The 20,543-nt window shown below is 67.1% G+C and carries 19 protein-coding genes; 10 read left to right on the top strand and 9 right to left on the bottom strand.

Annotated features, from left to right (window positions below; all coding sequences use genetic code 11):
* Window positions 1-177: 177 nt before the first annotated feature.
* Window positions 178-882, top strand: a complete 705-nt coding sequence (locus MWN34_RS02985) for a FadR/GntR family transcriptional regulator (RefSeq protein ID WP_247026309.1) — start codon at window positions 178-180, stop codon at window positions 880-882.
* Window positions 883-996: 114 nt separating this feature from the next.
* Here MWN34_RS02985 and MWN34_RS02980 read toward each other — a convergent pair whose 3' ends face one another.
* On the bottom strand, window positions 997-1,791 hold the full coding sequence (locus MWN34_RS02980; protein ID WP_247026308.1) for a hypothetical protein: 795 nt from the start codon (window positions 1,789-1,791) through the stop codon (window positions 997-999).
* Between the two features lie 231 nt (window positions 1,792-2,022).
* On the opposite strand from MWN34_RS02980, the gene MWN34_RS02975 reads away from it, so the two are divergent.
* Both MWN34_RS02975 and MWN34_RS02970 read left to right on the top strand, forming a co-directional pair.
* Window positions 2,023-2,784, top strand: a complete 762-nt coding sequence (locus MWN34_RS02975) for a response regulator (protein ID WP_247026307.1) — start codon at window positions 2,023-2,025, stop codon at window positions 2,782-2,784.
* Window positions 2,781-4,232: an ATP-binding protein gene (locus MWN34_RS02970; protein ID WP_247026306.1), complete on the top strand. Its 1,452-nt coding sequence runs from the start codon at window positions 2,781-2,783 to the stop codon at window positions 4,230-4,232. The genes MWN34_RS02975 and MWN34_RS02970 overlap by 4 nt, the downstream gene beginning before the upstream one ends.
* 3 nt (window positions 4,233-4,235) lie before the next feature.
* Here MWN34_RS02970 and MWN34_RS02965 read toward each other — a convergent pair whose 3' ends face one another.
* The gene (locus MWN34_RS02965; RefSeq protein ID WP_247026305.1) at window positions 4,236-5,561 is read right to left on the bottom strand and encodes an MFS transporter; all 1,326 of its coding nucleotides are present in this window, start codon (window positions 5,559-5,561) and stop codon (window positions 4,236-4,238) included.
* 183 nt (window positions 5,562-5,744) lie between these two features.
* On the opposite strand from MWN34_RS02965, the gene cyoA reads away from it, so the two are divergent.
* The 7 genes from cyoA to MWN34_RS02930 are packed head-to-tail and all read left to right on the top strand — an operon-like array spanning window position 5,745 to window position 12,569.
* Window positions 5,745-6,914: a ubiquinol oxidase subunit II gene (gene cyoA, locus MWN34_RS02960; protein ID WP_247026304.1), complete on the top strand. Its 1,170-nt coding sequence runs from the start codon at window positions 5,745-5,747 to the stop codon at window positions 6,912-6,914.
* 14 nt (window positions 6,915-6,928) lie between these two features.
* On the top strand, window positions 6,929-8,938 hold the full coding sequence (gene cyoB / locus MWN34_RS02955; protein WP_247026303.1) for a cytochrome o ubiquinol oxidase subunit I: 2,010 nt from the start codon (window positions 6,929-6,931) through the stop codon (window positions 8,936-8,938).
* The gene (cyoC, locus tag MWN34_RS02950) at window positions 8,935-9,561 is read left to right on the top strand and encodes a cytochrome o ubiquinol oxidase subunit III (protein WP_247026302.1); all 627 of its coding nucleotides are present in this window, start codon (window positions 8,935-8,937) and stop codon (window positions 9,559-9,561) included. Before cyoB ends, cyoC begins: the two co-directional genes overlap by 4 nt.
* Window positions 9,558-9,959, top strand: coding sequence for a cytochrome o ubiquinol oxidase subunit IV (gene cyoD, locus MWN34_RS02945; protein WP_247026301.1), 402 nt, complete (start codon window positions 9,558-9,560; stop codon window positions 9,957-9,959). The genes cyoC and cyoD overlap by 4 nt, the downstream gene beginning before the upstream one ends.
* A gap of 21 nt (window positions 9,960-9,980) precedes the next feature.
* Complete coding sequence (locus tag MWN34_RS02940) at window positions 9,981-10,736, top strand: SURF1 family protein (protein ID WP_247026300.1); 756 nt, start codon at window positions 9,981-9,983, stop codon at window positions 10,734-10,736.
* 11 nt (window positions 10,737-10,747) lie between these two features.
* The gene (locus tag MWN34_RS02935; RefSeq protein WP_247026299.1) at window positions 10,748-12,043 is read left to right on the top strand and encodes an ATP-binding protein; all 1,296 of its coding nucleotides are present in this window, start codon (window positions 10,748-10,750) and stop codon (window positions 12,041-12,043) included.
* Window positions 12,036-12,569 carry a response regulator transcription factor gene (locus MWN34_RS02930; protein WP_247026298.1) on the top strand — a complete coding sequence of 178 codons (534 nt, stop codon included), beginning with the start codon at window positions 12,036-12,038 and terminating at the stop codon, window positions 12,567-12,569. Before MWN34_RS02935 ends, MWN34_RS02930 begins: the two co-directional genes overlap by 8 nt.
* Here MWN34_RS02930 and MWN34_RS02925 read toward each other — a convergent pair whose 3' ends face one another.
* Genes MWN34_RS02925 through MWN34_RS02895 form a run of 7 tightly spaced genes read right to left on the bottom strand, consistent with a single transcriptional unit; the run spans window position 12,570 to window position 20,168 of the window.
* Window positions 12,570-13,436: an amidohydrolase family protein gene (locus MWN34_RS02925; RefSeq protein ID WP_247026297.1), complete on the bottom strand. Its 867-nt coding sequence runs from the start codon at window positions 13,434-13,436 to the stop codon at window positions 12,570-12,572.
* Window positions 13,433-14,425, bottom strand: a complete 993-nt coding sequence (locus MWN34_RS02920; protein ID WP_247026296.1) for a 2-hydroxyacid dehydrogenase — start codon at window positions 14,423-14,425, stop codon at window positions 13,433-13,435. The genes MWN34_RS02925 and MWN34_RS02920 overlap by 4 nt, the downstream gene beginning before the upstream one ends.
* A complete protein-coding gene (locus tag MWN34_RS02915) occupies window positions 14,422-15,573 on the bottom strand; it encodes an aromatic ring-hydroxylating oxygenase subunit alpha (protein ID WP_247026295.1) in 1,152 nt (383 codons plus the stop codon). Before MWN34_RS02915 ends, MWN34_RS02920 begins: the two co-directional genes overlap by 4 nt.
* Window positions 15,570-16,547 carry an arginase family protein gene (locus MWN34_RS02910; RefSeq protein ID WP_247026294.1) on the bottom strand — a complete coding sequence of 326 codons (978 nt, stop codon included), beginning with the start codon at window positions 16,545-16,547 and terminating at the stop codon, window positions 15,570-15,572. Before MWN34_RS02910 ends, MWN34_RS02915 begins: the two co-directional genes overlap by 4 nt.
* Window positions 16,544-17,251, bottom strand: coding sequence for an ABC transporter ATP-binding protein (locus MWN34_RS02905; protein WP_425532053.1), 708 nt, complete (start codon window positions 17,249-17,251; stop codon window positions 16,544-16,546). The genes MWN34_RS02910 and MWN34_RS02905 overlap by 4 nt, the downstream gene beginning before the upstream one ends.
* 56 nt (window positions 17,252-17,307) lie before the next feature.
* Window positions 17,308-18,117, bottom strand: coding sequence for an ABC transporter ATP-binding protein (locus tag MWN34_RS02900; RefSeq protein ID WP_247026292.1), 810 nt, complete (start codon window positions 18,115-18,117; stop codon window positions 17,308-17,310).
* Window positions 18,114-20,168: an ABC transporter permease gene (locus tag MWN34_RS02895; RefSeq protein WP_247026291.1), complete on the bottom strand. Its 2,055-nt coding sequence runs from the start codon at window positions 20,166-20,168 to the stop codon at window positions 18,114-18,116. The genes MWN34_RS02900 and MWN34_RS02895 overlap by 4 nt, the downstream gene beginning before the upstream one ends.
* Window positions 20,169-20,543 lie beyond the last annotated feature (375 nt).

The following is a 20,543-nucleotide window of genomic DNA, read 5'->3' as shown; positions in this document are numbered from 1 at the left end:
ATGGGACGGAGCGGTTGATCCGCTTCCGATGTTCGCGATCAATGCTAAACCAATTTCATCTTGGTTTAAGCGACGTTCTACCGAAACGTCAAGGCTTTATTGCATCGGCACCCGTTGACGCCGGCGTGATCGCGCGTCTAAATCAAACCAATCGTCTCTTTGGTTGGATCTTTCTCGATGCTTGCAGCCGACCGTCCCACGCCTGAGGTCAGCCTCGTGACGCAGTTGCGCGCCTATCTCGCGCAGGCGAATCTGCCCGAGGATCGCAGGCTGCCGCCGGAACGCGAGCTGGCCGGGCTCATCGGCGTATCGCGGGCCGAGCTGCGAAAGGCGCTGGATGTGCTGGAGCAGGAAGGCGAGATCTGGCGCCATGTCGGCAAAGGCACCTTCGTCGGCGGCCGCCCGCTCGACACCTTCGCCGATATCGGCGCGCTGGCACGACGCAGCAACCCGACCGAGGTGATGCGCGCCCGGCTTGCCATGGAGCCGGAGCTCGCGCGCAGCGCCGCTTTCATGGCGACGCCGGCGGACATTGCGGAGATGCGCCTGTGCCTCGCCCGCTCACGCCAGGCCGAGACATGGCGGCAATATGAGGGCTGGGATACCCGCCTGCACCGCACGGTGGCGGAGGCGACCCACAACGCCCTGCTGCTCGGCCTGTTCGACACGCTGAACGCTGTGCGCCGGGCCGTCACATGGGGCCGACTGCGGGTTCAGCCGGTGAAACCGGCACCTGACCATCACAGCTTCGCCGAGCATGAGCGCATCGTGCAGGCGATCGAGGATCGCGATGTCGCAGGGGCGGCAACGGCGATGCGCACGCATCTGCAAACGGTCGAGCGCAAGCTGCTGGCGCGACAGGACCAGCCGTCGGAAGGCTGAGGCTTCACATTCCGACTTTGAGAAAGGTGAGCGGGCGCGCCGTGTGGGGCAGCGCGCCCGCTCGTCTGACGATCGGCCAGCGGGGCGGATGTGGACGATCGTCAGCTCCGCCCGTCACTCCATGTCGGGCGAAGGTGAAGCGTCGGGGCCTGCATCGGATGGCGGGGCTTCAGGTCCCTCGCAACCCGGACCGCGATCCGGCCCATGAGCGGGACCGCCGAAGCGGGGCCCACGCGGCCCCGGCCCAGACCCACGCGGCGGGGGCACAAGCGGACCGACCGCGACGAAGCGGGCGATCTGCTCAGGAGTCAGAGCTGCACGCAGCGCATTGGCGGCATTGTTCAGCGTCTCGGCCGCCTTGGCCCGCTCGCTCGAACGCGCGGCGAGATCGGCGAACGGAAGGAACGGATCCGGCCCGGCCGGCGCGGCGCCGTCAGCCGGCTTTTCCGGGCCCGACGGCGAAACGGCAGGCGCGCCGGCCTCCTTCGGTCCCGGACCGGGCCGCCGCGGCGGGGCGAGGGCCAGCAGTGCATCGGTGAAGGCGCGCCAGACGCCAAGCTGCTCACTGCGGATGCCCACGAGGGTCTCGGCAGCGCTCAATCGTGCCGCGAGCGCCATCTGCCCACCCATTGGACCGCCAGGAGGAGGCGGAGGCGGGAAGCCTCGCCCGGGACGGCCGGGACCGCCAAAGGGCGGCATGGCTCCACCCATGCGGCAGTGATCCCCGCCGGGCCCCTGGGCATAGGGCCCGCGGGCGTCAGGCCCCCCTGCCGGAGCCGCGAGCGCGGACGGGTCGACCGGCTGGGCCTGCGCACTGGACTCCATCCAGGACGTACCACCCACAGTGGCGGCCGTGACCACGACCGCGCCCAGCGCGGTGGCGGCCAGGGTGACGAAGGCTTGCTTCATCCTCATCTCCTGTGTTCGGTGTCGCTTGACGCCGCCGAAGATGAGCGTGCTGGATTGCGCCCTTAGGTCCGGACGTGTCCCAAGATGTCTCGTTGCGGGAAATTTGTTGCCGAACATGTCTCAGCCGGTGCTGGCAACCCTTCGTTTCCCAATGCCCCGGACTTCCGCGAGCCGATGCGATATGCATCGCCAGACATGAGGAACGGAAAGACCGGAACACAGGACAGGGCCGTGGAGAACAGCGCGCATATATTGGTCGTCGACGACGATCAGGAAATCCGCAAGCTCCTCGGCCGGTATCTCCAGGGGCAGGGTTTCCGCGTCAGTCTCGCCGAAAATGGCCGCGAGGCCGAGAAGTGCCTCGCCACCCAGCGCATCGACCTCGTGGTCCTTGACCTGATGCTGCCGGATATTTCCGGCCTCGACCTGTGCCGCGCTCTGCGCGCCCGTTCACGTGTTTCCATCATCCTCCTCACTGCACTCAAAGAGGATGTCGACCGCATCATAGGGCTGGAGGTCGGGGCTGACGATTACCTCGGCAAGCCCTTCAACCCCCGCGAGCTGGTCGCCCGCATCCGTGCCGTGCTGCGCCGGACGGGCGAGACCACGACCGCGCCCGGCGCCACGCCGTCCACAGCCTACGCCTTTGCCGGCTTCCTCGCCGATCCGGCGACACGGCGCGTCGTGGGCCGGGACGGCGGAGAGATCGCCCTCACCGGCGCGGAATTCGACCTGTTGCTGGCCTTTCTCGAGCGACCGGGCCGTCTCCTCTCGCGCGAGCAGTTGCTCGACATCACGCAGGGGCGTGGGGCAGGTGCCTTCGATCGCTCGATCGACGTGCTCGTGAGCCGGGTACGCCGCAAACTGGGCGATGCCGGAAATTTCAACCTGCTCAAGACCCTGCGCAATGGCGGCTATCAGCTCGCCGTGCCGGTCGAGACCCGCCATGAGCGCCAGCCGGCAACCCTCCCCGACAAGGGAAGCAACGCATGAGCCGCGGCCGGATCGGCTCGCTCGGCGCCATGAAAACCCTGCGCGCCAAGCTCACCTTGCTGATGGTGGGTGCGGTGCTGCTGGTCGTGGCGCTGGCCACCTGGCTATCCTTCCTGTTCCTGGCGCCCCCGCGCTTTCAACTGGCTGAAGATGCGACCGCGATTCAACTCGCCCTCCTGGCCGATCTCGCAGCCCATATTCCCGACAACGGGGAAGCGACCGAGCTGAGACTCGGCCAATTCGGTCTGCGCACCAAGCCGCCGGCGGCAGCTCCCGACGAGCCTTCCGGGCCTCCCGGACCTCCGCCGCCCGACGAACGGCCAGGAATGGGCCCCGGGCCGCTACGACGCGCGCTCGACGCCATTTTCGGACCGCCGCCTCCCCCGCCCCATTTCGGCAATGAGAGTCCCCCGGCACGCGGCGTGAACGCAGCGTTGCAGAGGCTGGGACGCAGCGAACGGGTCGAGGTGCATGATCGCCCCTCCTATCCCACTCCCGTCATTTCCATGCGGATCGCCGACGGGCGCTGGCTCACCGTGCCCCTGCCCATCGTCCCCCCTCAGGAGGACAGGGGCATGGCGCTGATCGCCTGGGCCATGCTTATCGCGCTCGGCGCCACGGCGGTCGCAGTCGTGATGGTGCGGCGTCTCACCGAGCCGCTGGCGCTGATCGAGCGCTCCGTCGCCGCCGTCGGGCCCGATGGTGAATTTGCTCCGCTGCCCGAGGACGGGCCAGCGGAGGTGCGTGCGGCAGCGAGCGCGGTGAACCGCCTGTCGGCCCGGTTGCGCGGGGCGATGGAGAGCCGGATGCGCCTCGTCGCGGCCGCGGGCCACGATCTACGTACGCCGATGACCCGGATGCGACTGCGCGCCGAATTCCTCGACAGCGAAGACAAGGACAGCTGGATCTCCGACCTCGACGAGCTCGACCGCATCGCCGACAGTGCGATTCGCCTCGTCCGGGAGGAGGTGGAGCCGTCTTCCCGTACCGCCATCGCTCTCGACGTGCTGGTGCGCGACGTCGCCAGCGACCTCGCCCATCAGGGGCTCGCCGTCGAGCTGGAGGGCACCGTGCCCACCCTCGTCTTCGGCCGCCCGCTGTCCCTGAAACGCGCGGTGCGCAATCTCGTCATCAACGCGGCGACTCACGGCCGGGGCGCGCAGGTGCGGGTGACGCGCGAAAGGCGACAGGCCGTCATCATCATCATGGATCGCGGACCGGGCATCCCGGAGGAACTGATGGCACGGGCCTTCGAACCCTTCTTCCGTATCGACCCCGCCCGCACCCAGGCCGTGCCGGGAGCAGGTCTGGGCCTTGCCATCGCCCATGAGATCGTCGGCCGTAACGGCGGCCGCCTCACGCTGCGCAACCGCAGCGGAGGCGGACTGGAGCAATGTGTGACGCTGCCGCTCGCGCCGGGCGCGGAAGAGCCCGGTGCGAGCGGTTGAGACTCAGCCGGACGCCAGTTCCAGCCTCTTGTTGAGCAGCAGTGCCGCCAGGGTGCACAGGGCTCCGGAGAGCAGATAGGCCCCCGAGGCGATGAGCCCGAAATGGCTGGACAGCAGCAATGCCGCGAGCGGGGCGAAGCCCGCGCCGAACAGCCACGCGAAGTCGTTGGTCAAGGCCGAGGCGGTATAGCGATAGCGACGCTGGAAGTTCGAGGCCACCACGCCGGAGGCCTGGCCGAAGGACAGCCCCAGCAGGGTAAAGGCCAGCAGCATGAAGACGCTCTCGCCGACCACGCCGCCATTGAGCAGCTGGGGAGCGAAGCCGCTGAACACCGCGATCGCCGCCGCCGTGCCGCCGAGCAGGTTTCGTCGGCCGACCTTGTCCGCAACCGCGCCCGACGCGACCACGGCGACCAGCCCGAAAAAGGCGGCGATCACCTCGATCATCAGGAACCGGGTCGGGCCTTCATCGGTGAAGAGGAACACCCAGGAGAGCGGGAACACCGTCACCATGTGGAACAGCGCGAAGGTGGCGAGGGGAGCGAACGCGCCGATCGCAATGCCGCGCCCCTCAGCGGCGAGGGTCTCGGAAACCTTGGCGGGTTCAAGGTCGCCGCGACGGAACAATTCGGTGTATTCTGGCGTCACGGCCATGCGGAGGCGGGCGAACAACGCCACCACATTGATCGCGAAGGCCACGAAGAAGGGATACCGCCAGCCCCAGGAGAAGAAGTCGTAATGCGACAGATTCCCGACGAAGAAGGCGAACAGGGCGCTCGCGATGATGAGCCCGATGGGTGCGCCGAGCTGCGGCAGCATGGCGTACCAACCGCGGCGATCCTCCGGTGCGGTCAGCGAGAGCAGTGGGGCGAGGCCGTCCCACGTGCCGCCCCAGGCGACGCCCTGCCCGATGCGGAAGGCTGCGAGCAGCCAGGCCGCGGATATGCCGATCTGATCATAGCCCGGCAGGAACGCGATCAGAACCGTCGAGGTGCCGAGCAGGAACAGGGCGAGGCCGAGTTTGGCGCCGCGGCCCGAGCTCCGGTCTACCGCGAGGAAAAGCGCTGTGCCGAAGGGGCGCGCGATGAAGGCGAGCGCGAAGATGCCGAAGGAGTACAGCGTGCCGGTCAGTGGATCCACGAAGGGAAAAATGAGCTTCGGGAACACGATGACGGAGGCGATGGCGTAGACGAAGAAATCGAAAAATTCCGAGGCGCGACCGATCACCACGCCAACGGCGATCTCGCCCGGCTGAACCTCGCCGTGCGCGTGCCCACTCGCATGGATGCGCCGTGCGTCTCTTTCAAGGCTGGAAACGACCTGAGCCATTATGTCCGCTCGCTAAAACAACAGGTTGGCATGTGTCGGAAAAGAAGTCCCTTCCGATTGGTCTATGGCCCGCGGAGCCTGCGACAAGGATTGCCCGGCTTGGACAAATTGTCCAATGGTACCCATGCTGCACTGCAGCTACCGCTTCGCGACCATGCGACCGTTCTGAAAGCAGGTTTTCCCTTGAGCCGCTTCCGTCTGATCGCCGTCCTGCCGCTTTTGCTGGCTCTCGGCGGCTGCAACTTCGTTGTTCTCGCTCCCACCGGCGACATCGCTGCACAGCAGCGAGACATGCTCGTCATCTCCACGCTGCTGATGCTGCTCATCATCATACCGGTGATGGCGCTGACCGCGTTCTTCGCGTGGAAATACAGGCAGTCCAACACCGCCGCGGACTATGCGCCGGACTGGGACCACTCCACCCAGCTCGAGCTGGTGATCTGGTCGGCCCCGCTGCTGATCATCATCTGCCTCGGCGCCCTGACCTGGATCGGCACCCATTTGCTCGATCCCTACCGGCCGCTGGACCGCATCGCGCCCGGCAAGCCCGTGGCGGCGGATGTAAGGCCGCTCGAGGTCGATGTCGTCGCGCTCGACTGGAAGTGGCTCTTCATCTACCCAGAGCAGGGTGTGGCGACGGTCAACGAACTCGCCGTGCCGGTTGACCGGCCGATCACCTTCCGCATCACCGCCTCCTCGGTGATGAACGCCTTCTACGTGCCGACGCTGGCGGGCATGATCTACGCCATGCCCGGCATGGAGACGAAGCTGCATGCCGTCGCCAATGCCCCGGTCACCTCGACCGGCTTCTCGGCGAACTATTCCGGCGCGGGCTTCTCCGGCATGAAGTTCGGTTTCATGGCGCTGTCCGACGGCGATTTCGACGGTTGGATCGCCAAGGCAAAGACGAGCCAGGGCAACCTCACCAAGGAGGTTTATCTCGAACTCGAGAAGCCCAGCGAGAATGCGCCGGTGCAGCGATTCGCCACCGTCGACCCGGTGCTGTTCGACGCCGTGCTCAACATGTGCGTCGAGACCGGCAAGATGTGCATGAAGGAGATGATGGCGATCGACGCCAAGGGCGGCCTCGGCCGCGAAGGCGCGAACAACGTTCTCAAGCTCACCCATGACAAATATGCCCGCCGCGGCGCCGTGTTCGGCACCGGTGCGGGCTATGTCCTGGGCCTGTGCACGCCGGAGGAACTGACGGGGCGCACCCTGTCGGTGGCCGGCGCCCGTGCGCCGCTTGCGGTACCGTCCGCAAAGACGGCCCCCGCGGGCCTGCCGGGCTTTACCCCGATCAGCCTGAAGGCGGGCGCGCAGCCCGCCGCACGCGCTCCTTCCAACATCTGACGCCGGGACGCGCCATGACCGAATATCCCGTTCCCACAAGCGCCATCTTCGGGCGCCTGACGCTCGGCGCCCTGCCGCTTCACGAGCCGATCCTCGTCGCCACCTTCGCCGCGGTCTGCCTCGGCGGTCTGGTGGTGTTGGGCGCGCTCACCTATTTCCGGCTCTGGGGCTATCTCTGGAAGGAGTGGTTCACCAGCGTGGACCACAAGAAGATCGGCATCATGTACATGGTGCTGGGCATCATCATGCTGCTGCGCGGCTTCGCCGACGCGGTCATGATGCGCCTCCAACAGGCTCTCGCCTTCAATGGCTCGGAAGGCTACCTTCCCGCGCACCATTACGACCAGGTCTTCACCGCCCACGGCGTCATCATGATCTTCTTCGTGGCCATGCCGCTGGTCACGGGTCTGATGAACTTCGTGGTGCCGCTGCAGATCGGCGCGCGCGACGTCTCCTTCCCCTTCCTCAACAATTTCAGCTTCTGGATGACGGTCGCCGGCGCCGTGCTGGTGATGATGTCGCTGTTCGTCGGCGAGTTCGCCCGCACTGGCTGGCTGGCCTATCCCCCGCTGTCCGGCATTGCATATAGCCCGGATCCAGGTATGGACTACTACATCTGGGCATTGCAGATCGCCGGCGTGGGCACCTTGCTGTCGGGCGTCAACCTGATCTGCACGATCGTCAAGATGCGCGCCCCTGGCATGACCATGATGAAGATGCCGGTCTTCACCTGGACCGCGCTCTGCACCAATGTGCTGATCGTCGCGGCCTTCCCGGTGCTGACCGCCGTTCTCGCCCTGCTCAGCCTGGACCGCTATGTCGGCACCAACTTCTTCACGAACGACTTCGGGGGCAACCCGATGATGTACGTGAACCTGATCTGGATCTGGGGCCACCCGGAGGTCTACATCCTGATCCTGCCGATCTTCGGAATCTTCTCCGAAGTCACCTCGACCTTCTCCGGCAAGAAGCTGTTCGGCTACACCTCGATGGTCTACGCCACGGTGGTCATCACCATCCTGTCATACCTCGTGTGGCTGCACCACTTCTTCACCATGGGCTCGGGCGCGAGCGTCAACTCGTTCTTCGGCATCACCACGATGATCATCTCGATCCCGACGGGCGCGAAGATGTTCAACTGGCTATTCACGATGTATCGCGGCCGCATCCGCTTCGAGCTCCCGATGATGTGGACCATCGCCTTCATGCTGACCTTCGTCATCGGCGGCATGACCGGCGTGATGCTCGCGGTACCTCCCGCCGACTTCGTGCTGCACAACTCGCTGTTCCTGATCGCGCATTTCCATAACGTGATCATCGGCGGCGTGGTGTTCGGCCTGTTCGCCGGCATCTCCTACTGGTTCCCGAAGGCATTCGGCTTCCGACTCAACGAGTTCTGGGGCAAGTGCTCGTTCTGGTTCTGGGTGGTCGGCTTCTACTTCGCCTTCATGCCGCTCTATGTGCTCGGCCTGATGGGCGTCACCCGCCGCCTGCGCGTGTTCGACGACCCCTCGCTGCATATCTGGTTCATCATTGCGGCCTTCGGCGCGTTCCTCATCGCGCTCGGCATCGGCTGCTTCCTGATCCAGATCGCGATCAGCATCCTGCAGCGCGACAAGCTGCGCGACGTGACCGGCGACCCGTGGGACGGCCGCACCCTGGAATGGGCGACCTCCTCCCCGCCGCCGGACTACAACTTCGCCTTCACGCCGGTCGTTCACGACAATGACGCCTGGTGGGACATGAAGGCGCGCGGCTACAAGCGTCCGCTGGAAGGCTTCCGGCCGATCCACATGCCGAGCAACACCGGCACCGGCATCATCCTTGCCGGCATCGCGATCACCTTCGGCTTCGCCATGATCTGGTACATCTGGTGGCTGGCGGCGCTGAGCTTCGTGACCCTGCTGGCGACGGCGATCGGCCACACCTTCAACTATCACCGCGACTTCTTCATCCCGGCCGACGTGGTCGCCCGCACCGAGAGCGAGCGCACCCGTCAGCTGGCCGGCAAGGTGCAGGCATGAGCACGGCGACGACACAGGCGAGCGACTCACCCGTCTTCTACGAAGTCGAGGAGCACGCGCATCCCGAGGGCCACAGCACGTCGCTGGGGTTCTGGATCTACCTGATGAGCGACTGCCTCATCTTCGCCTGCCTGTTCGCCGTCTACGGCGTTCTGGGCAGGAACTATGCGGCGGGGCCCGGACCGAAGGATCTGTTCGATCTCACGCTGGTGGCGGTGAACACCACCATGCTGCTGCTCTCCTCCATCACCTATGGCTTCGCCATGCTGGCGATGGAGAAAGACCGGGTGTCCGCGACCCAGTTCTGGCTGGTCGTCACCGGCCTGTTCGGTGCCGCGTTCCTGTTCATCGAACTCTACGAGTTCCACCACATGATCGCGGAAGGTGCGACGCCGCAGCGCAGCGCCTTCCTCTCCTCCTTCTTCACGCTGGTCGGCACCCACGGCCTGCACGTCACCTTCGGCATCATCTGGCTGATCACGCTGATGGTGCAGGTGGCGCGGCATGGCCTCATCACTGCCAATCGCCGTCGGCTGATGTGCCTCTCGATGTTCTGGCACTTCCTCGACGTGATCTGGATCGGCGTGTTCACCTTCGTCTATCTGATGGGAATGCTGCGATGAGCGCGAACGGCCACGCCCACACCCACGGCCATGACCATCACGGGCATGACGACGGCCACGCCCACGGCACGTTCGGCAGCTACCTGACCGGCTTCATCCTCTCGGTCATCCTTACCGCCATTCCGTTCTGGCTGGTGATGGCGCGTCCGATCGAGAGCGCCACCGTCACCGCGATCACCATCATGGTGTTCGCGGCGGTGCAGATCGTCGTGCACATGATCTTCTTCCTCCACATGAACTTCCGGTCGGAAGGCGGGTGGAGCATGCTGGCGATGATCTTCACCATCATCCTGGTGGTCATCACGCTGACCGGTTCGCTGTGGGTCATGTACCACATGAATGCCAACATGATGCCCGGCCAGCACGACATGGAAAGCATGCCGAGCGACACTCCATGATCCAGCCTGCGCGGGGCGCCGATGCGTCCCGCTGACCAACCGGATGGGGTGAACCTCGACGCTGCAGCGGCGCCGCGTTCACCCCGCTTCCGTATCGTCCTCGCACTTGTGGCGACGTGTCTCGTCGCGGTGCTGCTGGCCCTCGGCAGTTGGCAGGTCATTCGCCGGGCGTGGAAGCTCGACCTCATCGCCCGCGTCGAGGCCCGCGTGAACGGCGAGGCCCGGCCCTTCCCCGGTCCGGCGGACTGGCCGGAGGTGAGCGCCGCCCGCGACGAGTACCGCCGCAGCACGGCGGCCGGCCACTTCCTCAACGACCGCGAGACGCTGGTCCAGGCCGTCACCGATCTCGGCGGCGGCTTCTGGGTCGTCACGCCCTTCGTGACCGATGAGGGCTTCACCGTGCTGGTGAATCGCGGCTTCGTGCCGGCCGACCGGCGCAATGCCGATGCGCGCGCCGAAGGCCTGCCGGCGGGCGCGGTTCGCATCACCGGCCTGCTGCGTCTCACCGAACCCGGAGGCGGCTTCCTGCGCAGCAACGATCCCGCCGCGGACCGCTGGTATTCACGCGACGTCACGGCGATCGCAACGGCGCGAGGCCTCCAATCCGTGGCCCCCTATTTCATCGACGCGGACGCCACGCCGAATCCCGGAGGCTGGCCGCGCGGTGGGCTCACCGTCATCCACTTTCCCAACAATCACCTCGTCTATGCGCTGACATGGTTCGCCCTCGCGGGCATGGTGGCTGCCGGAGCGTTCTACGCGCTTCGCCGCCCCTAGAGCATGAGTCGATGCCTCGAACCCTGCCGCCGCCGGAAGCCGCCGATGCCGACAATCTGACGCTGCTGATCCAGCTCCGCTGGCTGGCGGTGCTCGGGCAGATCGTCACGATTTTCATCGTCCACTCCTGGATGGGGATCGAACTGCCGCTGCAGGACATGATCGGGGTGGTGGCGTTCCTCGTGGTGCTCAACCTCGCCAGCCAGTTCCGCGGGCGCCGGTCGACCCCGGTGAACCAAGCGGAAATCTTCCTTGAACTGCTGCTCGACGTTACCGCCCTCACCATCCAGCTTTATCTCAGCGGCGGCGCGACCAATCCCTTCATCACGCTCTATCTTCTGCAGGTCAGCCTCGGCGCCGTGCTTCTGGAGGGATGGGGGGCGTGGATCCTGGTCGCCATCGCCAGCGCCTGTTTCGTGCTGCTGGCCACGGTCTATCGCCCGCTTGCCGTACCCGATCCCCACCACGGACCACTGCTGCAACTGCACATCACCGGCATGTTCGTCTGCTTCGTGCTGGCGGCGAGCCTGCTGGTGGCCTTCATACACCAGATCAGCCGGAACCTGAGGGCGCGCGATGCGCATCTCGCGGCGCTTCGCCAACGCGCGGCGGAGGAAGACCACATCGTCCGGCTCGGCCTGCTGGCCTCCGGCGCCGCCCATGAGCTCGGCACGCCCCTTGCGACCATTTCGGTCATCCTGAACGACTGGCGGCGGCTGCGCGCCATCGCGGCGGACGCCGAGCTGGCGGACGACCTCGCCGAGATGCAGAACCAGATCGGCCGCTGCAAGGCGATCGTCTCCGGCATCCTGATGTCGTCCGGCGAGGCGCGTGGCGAGGGCACGCTGCGAACCTCGCTCGGCGACTTCTTCGACGAACTCGTTGCGGAATGGAAGGTCAGCCGCTCGCCGGCCGCCCTCGCCTATCGCGGGCCGGACTCGGATGAGGTCATCATCTCAGATCCCGCCCTGAAGCAGGTGCTGTTCAATGTGTTCGACAACGCGCTGGAAGCATCGCCAGGCTGGGTCGGCATCTCGGTGGAACGACAGGCCGCACCACGCTCCGACATGATCGTGATAACGGTGCGGGATCACGGGCCGGGATTTGCCCCGCAGATTCTGGAAGAATTCGGCTCACCCTATCGTTCGACGAAGAACCGGCCCGGCGGCGGACTCGGCCTGTTCCTCGTCGTCAATGTGGTCCGCAAGCTGGGAGGAACGGTCGTGCCGCTCAACGAGCCGCGCGGCGCGAGCGTCATCATCTCCCTGCCGCTGGCCTCGCTTTCGCCCGAGGAGACCCATGCCTGACTCCCTTCTGCTGATCGTCGAGGACGATGCCGCCTTCGCCAAGGCCCTGCGCCGCTCCTTCGAGCGCCGCGGCTATGGCGTGCGGGTGAGCGACGGGCTCGATGGCGTCAGGGCGGTGCTGGACGAGGTCACGCCCGACCATGCCGTGGTCGATCTCAAGCTCGCCGGCAGTTCCGGGCTCGAATGCGTGAAGCTGCTTCATGAGCACGACCCGGCGACGAAGATCGTCGTCCTCACCGGCTTCGCCAGCATCGCCACCGCGGTCGAGGCGATTAAGCTCGGAGCGCTGCACTATCTCGCCAAGCCGGCCAACACCGACGATATCGAGGCCGCCTTCGGCCGAGCCGAAGAGGGCGACACCTCCATCGCGCTGGCCGGACGCCCGACGTCGCTTAAGAACCTCGAATGGGAGCGGATCCACGAGACGCTGGTAGAGACGGACTTCAACATCTCCGAGGCCGCGCGCCGGTTGGGCATGCACCGGCGCACACTGGCGCGCAAGCTGGAAAAGAAGCAGGTGCCCTGATCAGGCGCCCGCCTTCGGGAAACCGTAGACCTCCTCGGGATTGTCGACGAGGATGCGACGGGCAACCTCCCCGCCACCGCACCACTCTGCAAATAGATCGACCAGTTGCGCGTCGTCGGGCGGGTTTCCGGGCTTGGAGGGATGCGGCCAGTTGGTCGCGAACAGGCAGCGTTCGGGCGCTTCTGCGATCAGGGTGCGGGCGAGCCGTGCCACGTCGGCATAATCCGGCGGCCCGAGGCGCGAGGTCTCGTAGACACCGGAGGTCTTCACGAAGGTGCGCCCCGCCTCGATCAACCGCAACAAGGCGGCAAAGCCGGGATGATCGGTGCCGACCGGCTCAAGAAACTTGCCGTTGTGGTCGATCACCAGCCCGCCCGGCAGCGCCGCCAGCCGGTGTTCGGCCTCGTGCAGCAGGCGGCCATCCATCTGCATCTGCACGTGCCAGCCGAAGGCGGCGGTCTTCGCGGCCAGCGTCTCCAGAGCGTCCCATCCGAGCGCCCCGCCGCCGATCATGAAGAAACGGATGCTACGCACGCCGAGCTTCGTCAGCCGATCGAGCTCGTCCTCGCTCACCTCCGGCGGCACCACGGCGACGCCGCGCGCGCCCTCCCCCAGCGCCGCCATGGCATCGAGCGTCGCGCGGTTGTCGAAGCCGTAGACCGAAGGCTGCACGACCACGGCGCGCGCCAGCCCGAGCCGGTCGCGCGCACGCCGGTAGCTCTCGATGTCGCCGCCCGCGACCGGCGGGAACGGCGAATCCGGCGCCGGCGGATAGCGGTCCGACGGGCCATAGGCGTGCATGTGGCAGTCGCAGGCTCCCGGCGGCATGCGGAAGACCGGCGACCGGTCCGGCATCAGCCCGCTCATGCTGCCACCCGCCCGCCGATACGATGCGGGTTCTTGGCGTGGATCGGCAGGCGGCCTTCCAGCATCGCCTTGACCTGCTCCACCGTCTCCAGTGCTTGGAACTCGGACGGTTCGATCATCAGCGCGGCCGAGTGCGGGGTGGCGACGACGTTCGGCAGGCGCGCCAGCCGTAGCGAGGGCTGCTGGTCCCGACCGTCACCGACATCGAGGCCGGCTCCAGCGATCTCGCCCGTGACCAGCGCGTGCTCCAATGCCGCCTCGTCCACTAATATGCCGCGCGAGATGTTGATGAAGAAAGCGTCCCGGCGCATTCGGGCGAAGGCGGAGGCGTTCATCATCCGCTCCGTCTGCGGCGTCGCATAGGCGGCGCAAACCACGAAATCGGGCGTCGCGAGAACCGTGTCCAGATCGACCGCATCCACTGCGCCGTGGTCGATTCGCGCATAGGGGTCATGGACCGACACCTTCATGCGGAAGGCGATGGCGAGATCGACGATGCGCCGGCCGATCGAGCCATAGCCGATCACCCCGACATGGGCGCCGGCAAGCTGCCGGCCGAACACCATGGGATGCGCGTCGTCTCCGGCGTGGTAGCGCTCGGCGTCGCGCGTGATGTTCCGTGCGAGATCCAGCATCAGCGCCAGCGCGTGCTCGCCCACCGCATCGGCATAACCCGATCCGCAATTGCAGACGAGGATGCCGGCCTCCGAGGCCGCGTCGACATCAATGTTGCGCATGTCGACGGCACAGCGGGTGAAGAGCTTCACCCCCCGCAGTTTCGACATCACCGCGCGCGGCCCTGCGGCGAGGCGGTCGGAAATGACGACCTCGCAGCCTTCCGCCGCCCTCACCAGCGCGTCGCCCACCAGCGGCTCGTCGCTGTCGTTCATGACGAGCTCGATTGGCAGCTTCTTGAGTTCATCCACCGCGCGGTAGCCATAGAAATGCTTCAGCAGATCGCGGTTGTGGGTCAGCAGGACGCGCATCATGCACCCATCCGATCGACGATATGGGCTGGCAGATGCGCCATTACCCAGCGGTTCATGGCCAGCACCATGTCGTCGCGCCAGGACAGCGGCCCCGGACGCGCCAGCAGGGAGGAAAGGCCGACCTGCTGCTTCTCGAGGATGCCGACATCCTCCAGCGCCACCGCCTCCCACCGCTTGTAATAGGGCTCGGCACGCGCTTCGAAATCCGGCACCCGGGTGTAGGACTCCGGGAAGCAGCCACCCACGGAGAGCACGGAGCGGTCCACCGCGACCGGCCGGACCGCCAGCCACCACATGCAGTCCTGCGCCAGCGCGAACTGGGTGGTTGGCTCGACCACCGTGAAATAGGTGCCCTTGCGCGACTGTTCGGACAACCCCTCGATCACCGGGAAGGGCGGCTCCTGGCCCAGCACCGCGATGGAACGGTTCGACTGCACCTGGATGCAATGCCATTCCCCGCTGGTCGGAAAGCTCACGGAACGCTGGGCACCGACGGTAGCAGCGTGGACGATGCCGGTGTGGTAGGTCTCCATGGCGTTTTCGAGAAGCAACTTCCAGTTGCATTTCGTCTCGATCTCGATGTGCCAGGTGCGCACCATGTCGCCCATCCGATGGCTGCCCACCAGATCCGGCATGTTGCCGAGATGGGTCGTCAGATCAGGCGCGTCCTCGTCATAGTTCAGGAAGATGTTGCCTTCCCAGACCTCCATGCGGATCGGGATGAGGCCGTGCGGGGGCTTTTCGAATTTCGGCACCTCGCGCATGCCGGGCGCGCCCGCAAGGGTGCCGTCGAGGCGGTAGTTCCAGGCATGGTAAGGGCAGATGATGTTGCTGGCATGCCCGCAGCCTTCCAGCAGGATGGAGGCGCGGTGCCGGCACACATTGGCGAAGGCGCGCAGCACGCCGTCCTCGCCGCGCACCAGCAGCGCGGGACCTCCGACCGTCCCGAGCGCCTTGTAGTCGCCGGGGCTCGCCACCTCCTCGACCCGCCCGGCGAAGAACCAGGTCTTGAGATGGATGTGCTCGATCTCCGCGCGAAAGACCTCGGGGTCGGTGTAGAAGCTGGTCGGAGCGCTCTTGGCGTCGCCGAGCGGCGGCTCGGTCCACACATAGGGTTCCGGAACGAGCGTGGTTGCGGACGAGCTCATGGACGCGTTCCTCCGTTCTGGCGATGGCCGGCATTGAGGCGATGTTCCGCCTGGCCGAGCTGGACGAGATGAAGAGCGATGACGGCGACATGGCCGGCGAGCATCGCCGCCATGCCCTGCACGTCGTGCGGCGGACTCAACGTGTTGATGTCGACGCCGACGAGATCAAGGCCCCTGAGGCCATGCAGCAGGTCGAACACCTCCGCCACCTGCGGGCCGCCCCAGGTCGGGGTGGCGACGCCGGGCGCGGCGGATGGGTCGAAATAATCCATGTCGAAGGACAGGTGCACAGGCCGATTGCCGACGACCTCGCGCACCTCGGCGGCGATGGCGGCAGGCCCGCGGCGGCGCACGTCATCTCCGCTGATCAGCCGGTAGCCGAGCGCGCGCGTGTGGTCATACGCCCCGCCCACCGGCATGGTGCCGCGCGCACCGATGTGGAAGGAGCGGCGCGTGTCGATCAGTCCCTCGGCGGCGGCGCGGGTGAAGGTCGTGCCGGTGTTCACGTCCTCGCCCGGATAGGCGTCGGTGTGGGCATCGATATGGACCAGCACCAGCTCCGGATAACGCTTTGACAACGCTCGCAGAACCGGAAGCGTCACCGTGCCGTCGCCACCCACGCAGAGCGGCACCGCATCGGCCCGCACGATGTCGAGAACGGCGTGCTCCATCGCTGCCAGAGAGGGACCGATGGCGGAAGCCACCACATCCACGTCGCCGAGATCGACCACCCGGTTGCCGGCGCGCGGATCGATGTCGGCCAGCGGCGGATAGAAGGGCCGCACCTCGCTCGACATGGCGCGGAACGACGCCGGGCCCTGCCGCGAGCCGATCCGGGTGGCGTGGGTGCCGCAGTCGAAGGGAAGTCCCAGCACGGCGATCTGGCCCGGCTGGGCGGCGCTGGCCGGCGGCACCCCGAGAAAGGTGCCGCGCCTCATGAGCGGGCGGCTCTCGGTGTCGGAGGAATCCATCATGCCTCGACTCCCATATAGAAGGCCTTCACCCGGTCGGGGTCGATGTTCGACCCGCTGTCCTGGTGCACGATGCGGCCGAGCCGCATGACATAGACGTGGTCGGAGAGGCGCATGGCCTCCACGGCGTTCTGCTCGACCAGAAGGATGGTGGTGCCCCGCGCACGGATCGCCTGCACCGTGTCGAGGATCAGGTCGATCATCTGCGGGGCGAGGCCCATGGTGGGCTCGTCCATGATGAGGAGCGAAGGCCGCGACATCAGCCCACGGGCGATCGCCAGCATCTGCTGCTCGCCGCCCGAGAGGGTACCCGCCGCCTGGCTCATCCTCTTGCCCAATATGGGAAAAAGCTGCGTCAGCTCGGCGATGTCGGCCTCCATGTCGGTGGCATCCGCGCGGGAATAGGCGCCCAGCACCAGGTTCTCGCGCACGCTCATGCCGCCGAACACCCGGCGCCGTTCCGGCACATGGGCGATGCCGCGCCCGACCCTCGCTTCCGGCGCCAGCTTCGTGATGTCCTCGCCGGCGAAGGTGATGCTGCCCACCGCCAGAGGCAGGATGCCGGACACCGCCATCAGCGTCGTCGACTTGCCGGCCCCGTTCGACCCCACCAGCGACACGATCCGCCCCGGCTCGACATCGAGGTCGATGCCGTGGAGGGCGCGGATGCGGCCATAGGCGACGGCGAGGTTGCGCACCGACAGCAGGGGGGAAACCGGCAGGCCGGTCGGTGCAGTGTGGTGAGTAGTGAGACCAGCCGCGCTCATCGCGCCCTCCCCAGATAGGCAGCCTGCACGGCAGGGTCGGCGAGCACCGCCTCCGGGTCGCCATCGGCGAGGCGCTTGCCGTACTCCAGAACCGTCAGCCGGTCGCAGAGCGCGCGCATCACCGCCATGTCGTGCTCGATCAGCAGCACGCTGATGCCCCGCTCCCGCACCTGCCGGACGAGGTCGGCGATCTCGACCTTCTCGACCGCGTTCATCCCCGCCAGCGGCTCGTCGAGCAGCAGCAGCTTCGGCCGGCTCATCAGGGCGCGGGCGATTTCCACACGCCGCTGGTGGCCATAGGACAGCGTCGTCGCCACCCGGGCCGCCACCTCGGGGCCGAGTCCGACGAAATCGAGCAGCTCGGCCGCCTCGGCAATGGCCGCACGCTCCGCCTCCCTGGCCTTGCGGGCCCCGAAGACGAGGGCCAGCGGACCGGCGTGGAATCGGCGATGCGCGCCGACCAGCACGCTCTCCAGCACCGTCATGGCGCCGAACAGCCGGATGTTCTGGAAGGTGCGCGCCAGACCCAGGCTGGCGATTTCGGCGACGCCCTTGCCCGCGGTCTCCACGCCGTCGAAGGTGAGGCGCCCGGCGCTGGGGCGCACGAACCCGGTGAGCGCGTTCAGCACCGTGGTCTTGCCCGCCCCGTTCGGCCCGATCAGCCCGTGGATGGCCCCGCGCGCCACCGCGAGATCGAGTCCGCCGATCGCCTCCAGCCCGCCGAAGCGGACCCTGAGCCCTTCCGCGGCGAGGATGGGGCCACCGACCGCCACCGCGCGGGCAGCGCTTGCCGTGCGTGTGATCATGCCTGCGCCCTCCGTCCGAGAGGTTCGTCCGAAGCCCCCTCCTTCGCCCGCGCTCCGCGCATGGTGAGGTCGACCCGCGCGCTCGCCGCCAGCCCCTGCGGACGGAACAGCATCAGCGCGATGAGGATAACCCCGAGCAGCGCGAAGCGGGTTTCCGGGTGGGCCTGCACGAAGGGGATGTCGATGGCGAGCTGCAGGAACACGATCCAGATCACCGCGCCGATGAAGGGCCCGATGAAGGTTCCGAGGCCGCCGAGCACGATGAGCATCAACAGGATGATGTTCTCGAACAGTGAGAAGTTCAGCGGGCTGATATATTGCTGGTAGTGGGCATAAAACACGCCGACGAAGCCGCCGACGAAACCGCTTGTCGCATAGGCGTAGAGCTTGTAGCGCGCGGTCGGCACGCCCATCGCCTCGGCGGCCTCCTCGTCTTCCCGGATCGCCACCCAGGCGCGCCCGACATAGGAGCGCACCAGCCGCGCCACAAGGAACAGCACCACCCCCGCCAGCGCCACCGCGAAGAAGAAGAGCACGCGCGGGGAGGCGAGCGGGATGCCGAAGATCTCCGGCAGCGGGATGCCGCGAATGCCCATCGGCCCGTTGGTGAGCCCCACCCAGTTGATGGCGACGACGCGCACGATCTCGCCGAAGCCGAGCGTCATGATGGCGAGATAGTCGCCGCGCAGCCGCAAGGTCGGGGTGCCGAGCAGCACGGCGAAACCCGCCGCCAGCAACCCGCCGAGCGGCAGGTTGAGATAGAACAGCCACCACATCTCCTGCGGGGCGATGCCGAAGCCGTCCTTCAGCACCAGCACGAACAGGATCGAGGTGAGGTAGGAGCCCACCGCCCAGAAGGCAACGAAGCCGAGGTCGAGCAGGCCGGCAAAGCCGACGATGACGTTCAGCCCGCTGGCCAGCATGCCGTAGATGACGACCGTGGTGAGGATGCGCAGCCAGTAGTCGGAGGGCACCAGCGCGCCGATGACGAGCGCCGCCGCCAGCGCCGCGAGCGCGACCTTGCCGCCATGGCCGGCGCTCTTTTCCAGCGCGTGGTCGAACCGGCCGAACAGGCCGCGCAGCCAGCCCTGCATCTCCACCGCCCCGCCCAGCAGGCTGCCGCGCCCTGCGGAATTGAGTTCCGGCCGGCCGAGCAGGCCCTGTGGGCGCACATAGAGCAGCCCGACCAGCAGCACGAAGGAGATGGCATCCTTCCAGGCCGAGCCGTTCGGCAGGTAGCCGGAGCCGAGCGCTTCGACGAGGCCGAGCACGACCCCGCCCAGCGCCGCGCCGGGGGTGGAGCCGATGCCGCCCAGCACCGCGGCGGTCAGCGCCTTGAGGCCGGGCAGGAAGCCCATGGTGGCGTGGGCGAAGCCATAGGTCTGCGCATAGAGCAGTCCCGCCAGCGCGGCAAAGCCCGAGCCGATGGCGAAGGCCGCGCCCACGACCCGGTCGACCGGGATGCCGACCAGCAGCGCCGCGGTCTGGTCCTCCGCGCTCGCCCGCATGGCGCGGCCGAGGCTGGAGCGGGACACGAACAGGGTGAGCCCGATCATGGCGAGCAGGGCAGCCGCCATGACCACGAGATCCATCACGCTGAGATAGATCGAGCCGAACAGCACCACCGGGGGATAGGCGGCGAGGCTGAATTCGGGAAAGCGCAGCTCCTCGGCGCCCCAGATGGTCTGGGCGAGGCTCTGGAGCACCACCGACACCGCGATGGAGGTGATGAGCGGGGCCAGCCGCGGCGCCTTGCGCAGCGGCCGGTAGGCGATGCGATCCACCACCACGCCGAGCCCGGCGGTGAGGACGATGGCGAGCAGCGCCGCGAGCGGGAAGGACAGGCCCGGCATCGGCACCGGCGTCCCGAACAGGCTGACCTCGTCCAGCATCAGCGAGGTGGTGAGGAAGGCGCCGATCATGAACAGCTCGCCGAAGGCGAAGTTCACCAGCCGCACCACGCCATAGACGAGGGTGAAGGCGACCGCCGCCAGCGCATAGATCGCCCCGAGAACGAGTCCGTTCGCCAGAAGCTGCCCGAAATAATCCATGTCCACCCTGTCGTTCGACCGTTCCTGCCATGGGGCGGCGGCGTGCCGTCCCACGATGTCACCTGCCGCCGGCCCCTGATCCGGCATCGTCTGCCCCGCCCCGCGGAAGGGAAAGACCGCACCACCCGTCCCCGGGCGGCATCGTCTCCCTCTCCCCGTCGGGGAGAGGGTCAGGGTGAGGGGCCGGAACGCCCCATGACTCCCCAGCCGCCCGGCCCCTTACCGACCTGCTGCGCAGGCCACCTCTCCCCGACGGGGAGAGGAAGTAAGGAGTCCCTCCCGAAGAGCGGGGAGGAACCGGGAGGACGTTTTTGTGAAACCGACCGGCGGTCCGACCCGGTCCGAGGGGGAGCCGGATCGGACCGCCAGGGCCGG

This window comes from Ancylobacter crimeensis (genome assembly GCF_023016805.1).
Lineage (GTDB): Bacteria > Pseudomonadota > Alphaproteobacteria > Rhizobiales > Xanthobacteraceae > Ancylobacter > Ancylobacter crimeensis.
This window is presented reverse-complemented; position numbering and strand designations above follow the sequence as displayed.

Bases quoted from the DNA above. Each gene is read 5' to 3' on its own strand.
- MWN34_RS02985 (WP_247026309.1), top strand. From the start codon at position 178: ATGCTTGCAGCCGACCGTCCCACGCCTGAGGTCAGCCTCGTGACGCAG.
- MWN34_RS02980 (WP_247026308.1), bottom strand. From the start codon at position 1,791: ATGAAGCAAGCCTTCGTCACCCTGGCCGCCACCGCGCTGGGCGCGGTC.
- MWN34_RS02970 (WP_247026306.1), top strand. From the start codon at position 2,781: ATGAGCCGCGGCCGGATCGGCTCGCTCGGCGCCATGAAAACCCTGCGC.
- MWN34_RS02965 (WP_247026305.1), bottom strand. From the start codon at position 5,561: ATGGCTCAGGTCGTTTCCAGCCTTGAAAGAGACGCACGGCGCATCCAT.
- cyoB (WP_247026303.1), top strand. From the start codon at position 6,929: ATGACCGAATATCCCGTTCCCACAAGCGCCATCTTCGGGCGCCTGACG.
- cyoC (WP_247026302.1), top strand. From the start codon at position 8,935: ATGAGCACGGCGACGACACAGGCGAGCGACTCACCCGTCTTCTACGAA.
- cyoD (WP_247026301.1), top strand. From the start codon at position 9,558: ATGAGCGCGAACGGCCACGCCCACACCCACGGCCATGACCATCACGGG.
- MWN34_RS02940 (WP_247026300.1), top strand. From the start codon at position 9,981: ATGCGTCCCGCTGACCAACCGGATGGGGTGAACCTCGACGCTGCAGCG.
- MWN34_RS02935 (WP_247026299.1), top strand. From the start codon at position 10,748: ATGCCTCGAACCCTGCCGCCGCCGGAAGCCGCCGATGCCGACAATCTG.
- MWN34_RS02930 (WP_247026298.1), top strand. From the start codon at position 12,036: ATGCCTGACTCCCTTCTGCTGATCGTCGAGGACGATGCCGCCTTCGCC.
- MWN34_RS02925 (WP_247026297.1), bottom strand. From the start codon at position 13,436: ATGAGCGGGCTGATGCCGGACCGGTCGCCGGTCTTCCGCATGCCGCCG.
- MWN34_RS02920 (WP_247026296.1), bottom strand. From the start codon at position 14,425: ATGATGCGCGTCCTGCTGACCCACAACCGCGATCTGCTGAAGCATTTC.
- MWN34_RS02915 (WP_247026295.1), bottom strand. From the start codon at position 15,573: ATGAGCTCGTCCGCAACCACGCTCGTTCCGGAACCCTATGTGTGGACC.
- MWN34_RS02910 (WP_247026294.1), bottom strand. From the start codon at position 16,547: ATGATGGATTCCTCCGACACCGAGAGCCGCCCGCTCATGAGGCGCGGC.
- MWN34_RS02900 (WP_247026292.1), bottom strand. From the start codon at position 18,117: ATGATCACACGCACGGCAAGCGCTGCCCGCGCGGTGGCGGTCGGTGGC.
- MWN34_RS02895 (WP_247026291.1), bottom strand. From the start codon at position 20,168: ATGGATTATTTCGGGCAGCTTCTGGCGAACGGACTCGTTCTCGGGGCG.